The sequence below is a fragment of the Caballeronia sp. ATUFL_F1_KS4A genome (genome assembly GCF_023630905.1).
Taxonomy (GTDB): Bacteria; Pseudomonadota; Gammaproteobacteria; order Burkholderiales; family Burkholderiaceae; genus Caballeronia; species Caballeronia zhejiangensis.
On sequence record NZ_JALQEB010000004.1, the window covers coordinates 61,338 to 73,249 of the forward strand.

9 protein-coding genes and 1 pseudogene are annotated in these 11,912 nt (G+C 62.1%); 4 read left to right on the forward strand and 6 right to left on the reverse strand.

Features of this window, described 5'->3' with window-relative positions:
• Positions 1–155: 155 nt before the first annotated feature.
• The gene (locus NCS03_RS07100) at positions 156–1,493 is read right to left on the reverse strand and encodes an Nramp family divalent metal transporter (protein ID WP_250480497.1); all 1,338 of its coding nucleotides are present in this window, start codon (positions 1,491–1,493) and stop codon (positions 156–158) included.
• 552 nt (positions 1,494–2,045) lie between these two features.
• On the opposite strand from NCS03_RS07100, the gene NCS03_RS07105 reads away from it, so the two are divergent.
• The 4 genes from NCS03_RS07105 (at position 2,046) to NCS03_RS07120 (ending at position 6,183) form a co-directional block, all read left to right on the forward strand.
• Positions 2,046–3,161, forward strand: a complete 1,116-nt coding sequence (locus tag NCS03_RS07105; RefSeq protein WP_008349802.1) for a polyamine ABC transporter substrate-binding protein — start codon at positions 2,046–2,048, stop codon at positions 3,159–3,161.
• Between the two features lie 129 nt (positions 3,162–3,290).
• On the forward strand, positions 3,291–4,463 hold the full coding sequence (locus NCS03_RS07110) for an ABC transporter ATP-binding protein (protein ID WP_008349801.1): 1,173 nt from the start codon (positions 3,291–3,293) through the stop codon (positions 4,461–4,463).
• A complete protein-coding gene (locus NCS03_RS07115; RefSeq protein ID WP_033536118.1) occupies positions 4,460–5,368 on the forward strand; it encodes an ABC transporter permease subunit in 909 nt (302 codons plus the stop codon). Before NCS03_RS07110 ends, NCS03_RS07115 begins: the two co-directional genes overlap by 4 nt.
• On the forward strand, positions 5,368–6,183 hold the full coding sequence (locus tag NCS03_RS07120) for an ABC transporter permease subunit (protein ID WP_033536119.1): 816 nt from the start codon (positions 5,368–5,370) through the stop codon (positions 6,181–6,183). Before NCS03_RS07115 ends, NCS03_RS07120 begins: the two co-directional genes overlap by 1 nt.
• Positions 6,184–6,290: 107 nt before the next feature.
• Here the strand turns inward: NCS03_RS07120 and NCS03_RS07125 are convergent, their stop codons facing one another.
• The 5 genes and pseudogenes from NCS03_RS07125 to NCS03_RS07145 form a co-directional block, all read right to left on the reverse strand.
• Positions 6,291–7,871, reverse strand: a complete 1,581-nt coding sequence (locus NCS03_RS07125; RefSeq protein ID WP_250528975.1) for an NHL repeat-containing protein — start codon at positions 7,869–7,871, stop codon at positions 6,291–6,293.
• Between the two features lie 48 nt (positions 7,872–7,919).
• Positions 7,920–8,843, reverse strand: a complete 924-nt coding sequence (locus NCS03_RS07130; protein ID WP_239294929.1) for a SphA family protein — start codon at positions 8,841–8,843, stop codon at positions 7,920–7,922.
• A 570-nt stretch (positions 8,844–9,413) separates the two neighbouring features.
• On the reverse strand, positions 9,414–10,436 hold the full coding sequence (locus NCS03_RS07135; RefSeq protein WP_175980116.1) for a threonine/serine dehydratase family protein: 1,023 nt from the start codon (positions 10,434–10,436) through the stop codon (positions 9,414–9,416).
• A 23-nt stretch (positions 10,437–10,459) separates the two neighbouring features.
• The gene (gene argE / locus NCS03_RS07140; protein WP_250518180.1) at positions 10,460–11,686 is read right to left on the reverse strand and encodes an acetylornithine deacetylase; all 1,227 of its coding nucleotides are present in this window, start codon (positions 11,684–11,686) and stop codon (positions 10,460–10,462) included.
• Between the two features lie 27 nt (positions 11,687–11,713).
• Positions 11,714–11,912 (reverse strand): annotated as a pseudogene (locus NCS03_RS07145) (hypothetical protein); the annotation flags it as partial.

Here is an 11,912-nt window from a genome sequence, read left to right on the forward strand (position 1 = left end):
GCAGAGCGGCGGGAATTTTTCAGCGAAATCGATCGTGGGCCGTGGGCCATGTAGTTCGTGTCCTGTTGGGGCGGGGCGGGCATCAGGACAGTCTGACAGCGCGAGCCGCGCCGCGATCCCGACATTCCAGACGAAATGGCATCGAAACCGGTGCGTCAGGCCGAAAACACCGCCTGCCAGAGCATCGCGCCGTTCAGCGCGACGATCACGCCCGCGCACATCCACGCCAGCGCCAGCGGCACGCGCGCGACGCGCCAGCGGCCCATCAGCGCGGCATCGGAGGCGAAGCGCACGAGTGGAATCACGGCGAGCGGCAATTGCAGGCTCAAGACGACTTGCGTCGCGACGAGGAGCGCGTTCGAACCATGCTGGCCGAAACTTCCGACCGCGACGAGCGCCGGACCGATCGCGAGCCCGCGCGTCAGGAGCGCCCGCGCCCAGCGCGCCATCTTGAGGCGCAGGAAGCCTTCCATCACCGCCTGGCCGGCGAGCGTGCCCGTGACCGTCGCGTTCAGGCCGCACGCGAGCAGCGCGGCGGCGAACACGACGCCCGCCCAATGACTGCCGACGAGCGGCGCAATGAGACGGTGGGCGTCGGCGAGATCGTTCACACCGGTGTGGCCGTTCGCGTGGAAGACGGCGGCCGCGACGATCAGTAACGACGCGTTGACGATGAACGCAAGCCCGAGCGAGCCGAACGTATCGATGTTCACGCCACGAAGCGCGCGCCCGATGGTCGCGTCGTCGCGCGCGCTCGCGTGCTCCTTGACGAGCGCGGAGTGCAGGTAAAGGTTGTGCGGCATCACGGTCGCGCCGAGCACGCCGGCGGCGAGCCAGAGCATGCCGGCATCGCGGACGAGTTCGCGCGACGGCGCGAGCCCGCGCAGCGCATCGCCCCAGACCGGATGCGCCAGCGCGAGTTCGATGACGAAGCACAAACTCACGAGAAAGATGAGCGTCGATACCGCCCGCTGCAGGGAACGCTTGCCGCGGTTTTGCAGCGCGAGCATCGCGAAGGTTCCGACCGCCGAAACCAGCACGCCGGCCGTGAGCGAGAGGCCGAAGAGCATTTGCAGCGCAACCGCGCTGCCGACGACTTCCGCGACGTCGCACGCGATGATCGCGATTTCGCACGCGATCCACAGGACAAGCGTCGTACGGCGGCTGTAGCGTTCGCGGCACAGTTGCGCGAGGTCGCGCCCGGTCACGACGCCCACGCGCGACGCGACCCATTGCAGCAGCATCCCCATCAGGCTCGCGAGCAGGACGACGAAAAGCAGCGAGTAACCGTAGCGCGCGCCGCTCGCGAGCGCCGTCGCCCAGTTGCCGGGATCCATGTAGCCGACAGCGACGAGCGCGCCCGCGCCGGCGAACGAATACCAGTGTCTGCGCGGGCGCGGCGCGCGCTCCCGATCTTCACGGGTCGCCACGGGCGACTGCGCGTCGGATTTCGCGGCTGACGGCCGGGCGAGCGCGGAGGGATTGGTATTCATGCGGGAGGCGGCCTCGGATAGCGTTGCAACGGTGCGCGTTGCCGGTTCAGAAGACGCCGCTTTTCGCGGCGCACGTCGAATTGGCTCGCAACAACTGTTCCGCTGGCTATTCGTCAGGCTTGTCCCGTCTCGGCCGCGCTCGTGCGAGTCAACGAAACGACGAAGAAACGACTCGCAAAACGGCGGGCGCAAGGGGACGCAGGCGACCGACCACGAATAATGACATTGCATCGGGCTTACGCCTGCGTGTCACTTTGACGAGTGTGGGTTTATCACGTGCCGCGGCAGCGGATTAGGGGCTAAAATGCGCGCTCTTTCCGGCTGTCGGCGCGCGGCGCTAAGCCGGGCAGAGCCCCGCGCGGCAAGACCGTCGCCGCGTGGCGCAAGGGCGTGTACATTTTGCGCGACAAGCGGCGGATTATTTTTTGTCGCGTCCGCGTTTAATGGTAGTTTTCGGGGTTTTAGGGGAGTCGCGGGTCGCTCGGCGATGCGAAAATGCGCCGGGTCCGGGCGGCACGACGTCGTGACAAGTCGGAACAAGGGAGAATCGAAATGAACGAGAAACTGGCGAGCCGCACGGCCAAGCTGGCGGGCGCCCTGGCATGCGCCGCGATGTTGACTCCGCTCGCGGCCTTCGCGAAAGACACGCAGTTGAACGTGTACAACTGGTCGGACTATATCGCGAAGGACACGATTCCCAACTTCACCAAGCAGACCGGCATCAAGGTGAAGTACGACAACTACGACAGCGACGACACCCTGCAGGCCAAGCTCCTGACCGGCCGTTCCGGCTATGACATCGTCGTGCCGACCAGCAATTACGCCGGCAAGCAGATCGCCGCGAACATCTTCGCGCCGCTCGACAAGTCGAAGCTGCCGAACCTCAAATATCTCGATCCCGACCTGATGAAGCTCGTCGAGGGCGCGGATCCGGGCAATAAATACACGGTGCCCTGGGCGTACGGCACGACGGGCCTCGGCTACAACGTCGACAAGGCGAAGCAGATCCTCGGCGCGAACGCCGAACTGAACAACTGGGACATCCTTTTCAAGCCCGAGAACATCTCGAAGCTGAAGGCGTGCGGCGTCTCGGTGCTCGACGCGCCGGACCAGATGTTCGCGGCCGCGCTGCATTACATCGGCAAGGATCCGATGAGCACGAACCCGGCCGATTATCGCGAAGCGCTCGCGATGATGAAGAAAATCCGTCCGTACATCACGCAGTTCAACTCGTCGGGCTACATCAACGACATGGTCGGCGGCGATATCTGCTTCACCTACGGCTGGTCGGGCGACGTCGTGATCGCGAAGCATCGCGCCGTCGATGCGAAGAAGCCGTTCAAGATCGAGTACTACATTCCGAAGGGCGGCGCGCCCGTGTGGTTCGACGTGATGGCGATTCCGAAGGACGCCAAGAACAAGGACGCGGCGCACGAGTGGATCAACTACATCGAGACGCCGCAGGTTCACGCCGCGATCACCAACGCCGTGTACTACCCGAGCGCAAATCTCGAAGCGCGCAAGTACGTGGATAAGGACGTCGCGAACGATCCGGCCGTGTATCCGCCGCAGGATGTCATCAAGACGCTGTTCCTGCTGAAGCCGTTGCCGCCGGAAATCCAGCGCCTGCAGACGCGGCTCTGGACGGAATTCAAGTCCGGCCGATGAATCCGATAAGCCGGTTATTCTTTTGAAACGACGAAGCCCCTGGACCTCCGGGGGCTTTGTTCGTGATCGCATCGCGTGGCGGGGCGAGTCACGAAAGACGCATGGAAGCAAGGAGTCGAACAGGCAATCATGAGTGAGCAGTCGAGCGCGTTGAAGGCAGCGCCTAATTCCGGCCGGCGCGAGCCGGGCAGTTTCCCATCGGTCTCGAGCACGGACGACAGCTTCGTGCAGATCGTCGATGTCGTGAAGAAGTTCGGCGAGACGACGGCCGTGCGGGGCGTCAACCTGTCGGTGAAGAAGGGCGAGCTGTTCGCGCTGCTGGGCAGCTCGGGCTGCGGCAAGTCGACTCTTTTGCGCATGCTCGCCGGACTCGAATCGGTGACCGAAGGGCAGATTCTGATCGACGGGGAAGACCTCGCGAAGATGCCGCCGTACAACCGGCCGGTCAACATGATGTTCCAGTCCTACGCGCTCTTTCCCCACATGAGCGTGGAATCGAACGTCGCGTTCGGGCTGAAGCAGGAAGGCGTAAAGGGCGGCGAGCTGAAGGACCGCGTCCACAACGCGCTCGAACTCGTGCAGATGGCGAAGTTCGCCAAGCGCAAGCCGCACCAGTTGTCGGGTGGTCAGCAGCAGCGCGTCGCGCTCGCGCGCAGCCTCGTCAAGCGACCTAAGCTGCTTCTGCTCGACGAGCCGATGTCCGCGCTCGACAAACAGATTCGCCAGCGCACGCAGATCGAGCTCGTCAATATTCTCGATACGGTGGGCGTCACCTGCATCATGGTGACGCACGATCAGGAAGAAGCGATGACGATGGCCAATCGCATCGCCGTGATGAGCGAAGGGCAGATCGTGCAGCTCGGCACGCCGCACGAAGTCTATGAGTATCCGAATAGCCGCTTCTCCGCGCAGTTCATCGGCTCGACCAATCTCTTCGACGGCAATGTCGTCGAGGACGAGCCGGATCACATCTTCGTCGAATCGCCGGACCTTCCGGTGCGGCTCTATGTGAGCCACGGCATCACCGGGCCGCTCGGCATGCCGGTGACGATATCCGTGCGTCCCGAACGCATCGCGCTCACGCGCAAGCCGCCCGAAGGCACCTACAACTGGGGCCGCGGCAAGGTGACGAACATCGCGTACATGGGCGGCTACACGCTCTATCACGTGACGCTCGATTCCGGCAAGGTCGTGGTCGCGAACCTGTCGAGCCTCGCGATCGGCGAGATCGATTCGCCCACGTTCGACGACGAAGTCTACGTGCGCTGGAGCGCGTCGGCGGGCGTGGTGCTGACCGCATGATGACGAACTGGCTCAAGCGCATCGGCGTTTCCGGACGCACGCTCGTCATCGGCGGTCCGTATCTGTGGCTTCTGCTGCTGTTCTTCGTGCCGTTCCTGCTCGTCGTGAAGATCAGCTTCGCCGACAGCCAGCTCGGCATTCCGCCGTACACGGATCTCGTGACGATGGAAGAGGGCGTGATGCATATCGCGCTCGACTTCGCGCACTACGCGTTCCTCGTCAAGGACAGCCTGTACTTCGCGACCTACATGAACTCGCTGCTGGTCGCGGCGGTATCGACGGTGCTGTGCCTCCTGATCGGCTATCCGATGGCGTATTACATCGCCCGTTCGAATCCGGCCACGCGCAACATCCTGATGATGGCCGTGATGCTGCCGTTCTGGACGTCGTTCCTCATTCGCGTGTACGCGTGGATCGGCATTCTGAAGAACAACGGCCTGCTCAATAACTTCCTGATTTCGATCGGCCTGCTGCATTCGCCGATCGAGCTGTATCACACGAACATCGCGGTATATATCGGCATGGTGTATTCGTATTTGCCGTTTCTCGTGATGCCGCTTTACGCGCATCTCGTGAAGATGGATCTGACTTTGCTCGAAGCGGCCTACGATCTCGGCGCGAAGCCGTGGAAGGCGTTCGTGCAGATCACGTTGCCGCTGTCGAAGAACGGCATCATCGCGGGCTGCCTGCTCGTGTTCATTCCGGCGGTGGGCGAGTACGTGATTCCCGAACTGCTCGGCGGCGCGGACACGCTGATGATCGGCCGCGTCATGTGGAACGAGTTCTTCAACAACGCCGACTGGCCGATGGCTTCCGCCGTCACTTGCGCGATGGTCCTCTTGCTGCTCGTGCCGATGGCGCTTTTCCAGCACTTCCAGGCGAAGCAACTGGAGGAAAAGCGATGATCAAGGTCAGCCGTCCGTTGCAAATCACCGCGCTCGGACTCGGGTTCGCGTTCCTCTATATACCGATCCTGAGTCTCATCGTCTATTCGTTCAACGATTCGCCGCTCGTCACCGTCTGGACCGAGCCGTCGCTCAAGTGGTATCGCGCGCTCGTCACCGACGACGAACTGATCAACGCGGCGTGGCTGTCGTTGCGCATCGCGTTTTTCACGGCGTGCGCGTCGGTCGTCATCGGCACGTGGGCGGGCTTCGTGCTCGCGCGCATGGGGCGCTTCAAGGGCTTCACGCTCTACGCGGGCATGATCAACGCGCCGCTCGTGATCCCCGAAGTCATTCAGGGCATTTCGCTGCTGCTGTTGTTCGTCGAAATGGCGAAGCTCATCGGATGGCCGGATCGCGGATTCTTCACGATCTGGATCGGACACGTCATGTTGTGCATCTCGTATGTGGCGATCATCGTGGAATCGCGGGTGCGGGAGCTGAATCCTTCGCTGGAGGAGGCCGCGCTCGATCTCGGCGCGACGCCGCTGCGCGTGTTCTTCTCGATCACGCTGCCGCTGATCTCGCAGGCGCTCGTCGCAGGTTGGCTGCTGTCGTTCACGCTTTCGATCGACGATCTCGTGCTGTCGGCGTTCCTGTCCGGTCCCGGTTCGACGACATTGCCGCTCGTCGTGTTCTCGCGCGTGCGTCTTGGCCTGAATCCGGAGATGAACGCGCTCGCGACTTTGTTCATCGCGCTCGTGACGGTCGGCGTGATCGCGGCGAACGTCTTCATGCTGCGCAGCGAACGGAGAAAGCTCGCAACGGTGATGTGACGTCAAGTGGCCGGACGCAAAAAGCGCGTCCGGCACGACGCTGTAAACGCCGAAGGGCCATCGCGATGTTCAGTCGCGATGGCCCTTCTTGCATCAAGACGCGCCGCTTACTTCGCTGCTGCGTCCTTCAGAACGACGCGCGTCGGACCGCCGATGCTATTCATGAGGAGGTCTCCGTTGGACAGGTACTGGATGATGGCGTAAGCGCCGTTGCCCAGATTGCTCTGCCCGAACGACACGCGATGCACGGTCTTGCCGGTGTTCCAGTCCATGCCGGTGATTTCCCAACCCGTCTTCGGATAGTAGCCGTTCACGAACACCATGTTCGACGCCGAACTCGTGCTCGGCACCATGCTGATGGAAACGACGTCGTCACGCGTCCAGACCGAGCGCCATGCGTGCTTCTTCGGATCCCATTCGAGACGCTCGGCACCCGAGGCCGGCCTGTTGACCGGACCGAGCGACAGCACGTCGACGAGCTTGTCCGGATGGCCCTTCTCGGCAACGTTGTTGACGACGAACGCGCCGTAGCCGTTCACGACCACCGACTGTTCGCTCTGAACGAACTTCGGCGGATGCTTGAGTCCGGCCGTGATGCCGATCTGACCGGCGATGCGCGGCGACTTCGTACCCGGAATCTGCTTCCAGCCCGCGGGCATCTGGTCGCGCCAGAACGCGACGAGGTGCATGCGGTTCGCGCCGTCCGTGATGACCACGAGCTTGTCCTGGTCGTCGCCGAAGCCCATGAGCGTGGGCGTGGAGCCGGTGCCGTCGCCGAACTTGACTGCGGGCGGCTGATCGCCGTGCTCGTATTCGGCCTTCCATGCGCCGTCTGCTTCGTCTTCCGAGAGCTTCGTGCCGGTCCAAACGACCTTATGCATCACGCGATTCGACGCAATGTAGATGCCGCCTTTCTGATCGATCGCGAACGAGTTGCTCACGAATTCGCCCGGCGCAAAGCGGATCGTCTGCGGCTGGCCTTCGAGCGAACGGTCGAACACGCTGATCGACACGTTCGATGCCACGACGAACTTGCCGTCGTACGTGACACCCGTGCCGACGAGATGCGCCTTGCCGACGATCGGTTTCATGTCGATCGTCTTAATGACCTTGATGCCGGCGGCCGGATTCTTTTCGTCCACGAGACCGAACATGCTGATGTTGCCGTCCGAATCGTTGTAGTAGACATGATTATCCTTGTCCACCACCGAGTACACGCCGTTGACGACGCGCGTCCAGTCGAGGCCGTAGGTCTTGAACACTGCGTCTTCGGCCTGCTTGATGTTCGTGTAGCGCTCGCCGAGCACCTTGTCGTGCAGCGCGGCCGGAATGACCTTGTTGCCGGGCGCCGGGGCGCGTGCGACTTCCTTGAAGCCGCCGTTCGACACGTCGATATACGTCACGCCTTCGCTGGACACGCCCCACATGTAGTTCGGCGACGTCGACGCGAGCGTCATGATGTTCACCGGACCGGCGACGACGCGCGGCGCCTTGCTGATATCGACGTTGAAGAAGCCGGGCTTGACCGCATACGGAAACGCATCGCTCTGCGACGAATCGAAGTGCGTGATCGAATATTTCTCGGCGGCGAGGAACGGGTTGCGCGGCGGCTGCTTCGCTTCCAGCGCGTGCGCGGTGCCCGCAGCGAACAGCAGCGCGGTTATCGTGCTGATAGAGGTTTTTTTCATGCGTTGCTCCTTCTTCGGGTTGAATTCATATCGCGATGCGGGCAGGCATCAGAACGCCAGCGTCGCGCTTGCCATGAAACTGTTGGTGCTCTTGAGCCGGTTCGTGCTCGCGATGCTCGGCACCCAGCGCAAGCTCGCCGAAACGGGATGTTTGCCGCCCACCTTGGTGTCGTAAGTGACGATGGGACCGAGCGAGAAGTCATGTCCGACGAAGCCGTCGAGCCGATCGGCGACTGGGCCGGAGTCCTTGCCGAGCTGCTGAACGGTGCCCATCACGAGGCCTACGCCGACGCCATTGGCGAATTTCTTCAGGCCCATTAGATCGAGCGTGAAGAGCGGGGCGTTTTGATAATCGGTGGCTTGATTGCGCGTGTAGAACTGCAGTCCCGCGACGGCGTCGAATTCCAGGCCGTACTGCGGAACGAGCTTCGTGTACGCCACTTGAGGCACGAAGGTCCAGTTGTTCAGGCTCGTGTTGGCGAGCGCGTTCGGGTCGTAACGGCCGGTCGGCGCCCAGACGTTGAAGCTGAGCGCGATGTGATCGGTGCGCGAGAAGTGGTATCCCGCGACGATCGGCGTGAAGTAGAGGTCAAACAAGTTCGCGGCGCTGTCGCTGCGCGCGCCGTTCAGGCGTCCGACGGACGCGCCTGCTTTCACGTCGGTCCAGACGTAGGGCAGCGTGATGGCGGACGCGAAACTCCATCCGCCCGTGCTGCCCCACGAGCGCATCAGGGTAGCGAGCGTGAAGTCGATCTTCGCGTCGACGCCGGCAGTCGCCGTGCCGGCGATCGGCACGGAGCGGTTCGCGCCGATCGAGCCGTCGAGATAGATGTTCTCGAAGTTAACGATGGTCATCGGCTCGGGCGGCACGATGCCCGCGCTCGGGCCGACGCTCATGCCCGCGACAGGCCGGCCGAGCGCGCTTTCGGTTGCATGAGCAACGGGAATGCAGGCCGATGAGGCCGCCAGCATCAGCGCCAGAACTGATCGGCGCGCGGTAAGTCCGCGACGCGTGCCGAATTCAGATAAAACGCATTGCATTATTCCCGTTTCTGGGATTCGATTTATTTTGCTCATTGTTTGAAAAATTGGTGCGTCCAAAAGCGCCGTAATAAATGGATCCGTCTATCTATCCGCTTTGTGAAATATCGCGGTAGACATTAATTGAATTTAATCGCTATTCGTAGGTGTGCGTGTTCCCGCAACGATGGATCGTTGCTGCCTGTACTTGCCGGAGAGAGTTCTTGTTCGTGGCGAATCAGCTCGGCGAACTTTGGAACGGGCGCTAATGGCGATTGAAAAGGATTAAACAGTGCTCAGATTTAGAAACAGATCTTCCGACTGCATTTGGTTGGCGACACTATCAGCGCGCACGTGCGCAGACAAGCTTTGCCGCCGGAATGACAAAGATATGCACAAAGATCAATTATTTTTTTCATTAATACGCTTTGAGAAAATCTCAGCGTGAAGTTTGCGCAAAACGAGTTCGGGGCGCACGATGCGCCCCGAGAAAAGACATGCAAACGCCTGCTTGCGAAAGCTTCAGTCGCCCGACGCTTCCCGCGCGAGCGCGAGATGCTTCGCGAAGGTCGTCGGGTCGGTATTGGTGCCGCACAGCAGCACGCCGACACGCTTGCCTTCCAGCCGCTCGCGCAACGGTCCGAGCAGGGCGGCGGTGGCGGCGGCGCATGCCGGCTCGACCGCCAGTTTGAGTTCACCGAACAACTGCAGCATGCCGTGACGCAGCTCGTTGTCCGACACGGTGACGATCTCGTCGATATGCCGCCGACATAGCTCGTAGCTGTACTGCTCGGTATGCGGCGCCATCAAAGAATCGGCGATGCCGTGCATCGCGCCCATCTTGACCGTGTGATTCGCCTCGAAGCTGCGTTTCATCGCATCCGAGCCTTCCGGTTCCACGCCGAAGACATGCAGCGACGGATTTGCGAGGCGCATCGCCGTCGATACGCCCGCGGCCAGGCCGCCGCCGCCGATCGGCAGGATCACGGCGTCGAGATCGGGCGCCTGCGACGTCCACTCGTAGCCGAGCGTCGCCGTGCCGAGCACCGTGCGATAGCCGTTGAACGGATGGATGAACACGCGTCCTTCTTCCGCTTCGACGCGCCGCACGACATCGAACGCCTCGGCGACGTTCTCCGCGAACACGACTTCCGCGCCGTAGCGCCGGCACAGCGCCACGCGCGCCGGGCTCGCGCTCTTGATGATGACGACCTTCGCGCCCACTTCCATGCGCTGCGCCGCGTACGCGACCGCCACCGCGTGATTGCCCGCCGATACGCACGTGACGCCCGCCGAACGTTCGCTGTCGGTGAGCGCGAGGATATTCGAAAACGCGCCGCGCGCCTTGAACGTGCCGCTTGCCTGCAAGAGTTCGAACTTGAACGTGACCGGCGTGCCTTCGAGCGTCGGAAAGTCGTGGCGCTCGAAGGTCGGGGTGCGCGTCACCCACGGCGTGAGCGCCATATGCTGCTCGGCGATTTCGTCGAGCGTCGGAATCGGCGTGCCGTCGATCGTATTGTCGGAATGCTGCATGGCAGTGGACATGACGTGTTGTCGATCTGGAGAGGTCAACGGGGCTGTGCTTCGACGGACATGCTGTGGATGAACTTGCCCAGGAACGCCTCGCACTGGACGAGCTGTTCGAGCGACACATACTCGTTCGCCTTGTGCGCCTGTTCGATGTTGCCCGGCCCGCAGACGATGCTCGGCACGCCCGCGTTCGCGAACAAGCCCGCTTCGGTGCCGTAGGCGACCTTGTGCTTGTCCTGATTTTGCGTGAGCGCGCGCACGAGTTGCGTGATCGCGGCCTGCTCGGTGGCGTCGAGGCCGGGCGCGGACGCGAGCTTCGTGAATTCGATCGCCGCGTTGCCGTGTTCCTTCAGCATCTTCGGCAGCAGCGTGTCATGCGCGTACGACTGGATGCGTTCGAAGATCTGATCGGGATCGATCGTCGGCAAATTGCGGAATTCGAACTCGAAGTTGCATTCGGCGGGCACGGTGTTGATCGCGTTGCCGCCTTTTATCGTGCTCGTCTGACCGGTGGTGAAGGGCACGTCGTAGAGTTCGTCGAACGGACCTTGCGCGCGAAACTCGTCGACGAGATCGCGGATGTGGCAGATGAGCCGCGCTGCGTACTCGATCGCGTTCAGGCCCTTCGGCGTCAGCGACGAATGCGCCGCGAAGCCGCGCACGCAGCAGTGATAGGTATTGATGCCTTTGTGCGCGATGATCGGGCGCATCGATGTCGGTTCGCCGACGATGCAGCCATCGGGTTTGAGGCCGCGCTTTTTCAGGTCGGCGATCATCAGCGGCGCGCCGGCGCAGCCGACTTCTTCGTCGTAGGAAAGCGCGAAGTGGATGGGTTTCGCGAGCTTGGTCGCCTGCATCTTCGGCAGCATGGCGAGCGCGGCGCCGATGAAGCCTTTCATGTCACATGAGCCGCGGCCGTAGAGGAGGCCGTCGCGCACTTCGGGCTTGAACGGATCGCTCTGCCAGTCCTGACCGTCGACCGGAACGACATCGGTGTGACCCGACAGCACGATGCCGCCGTCGGTTTGGCCGTCGTGCGCCGGGACCGTGGCGAAGAGATTCGCCCACTGGCCGCGCGGATCGTTGGTGATGGTCGCTTCGATGCCCGCTTTTCGCAGTTCGTCGCGTACCGTTTCGATCAGGCCGAGATTCGGATTGCGGCTTACGGTATCGATGGATACGAGCCGTTCGATCCACGGCAGGCAAATGGGCGTTTCGGTTCTGGATTGAGCTTCGAGATTCGCCGTGTCAGCGATCTGTGACATATTTTTGCTCCTGCGGGTAGGGTTTGATCATAGCCCAAAAGAATGATGCTGGCCGTAGGGGGCTTTTTGGTTTTTGAGTTTTGGGGCTTTTGAGCTTTGGCGCTTTGGGGTTGTCGCTGGATCCCGTTTTCTTAGTGGTCTATTAGCGTTGCCCCTGTGCGGGGCGGCAGTCACTTTCTTTGCTGCTGCAAAGAAAGCAACTGTATTGAGCGTCAAGGGTTGAGTT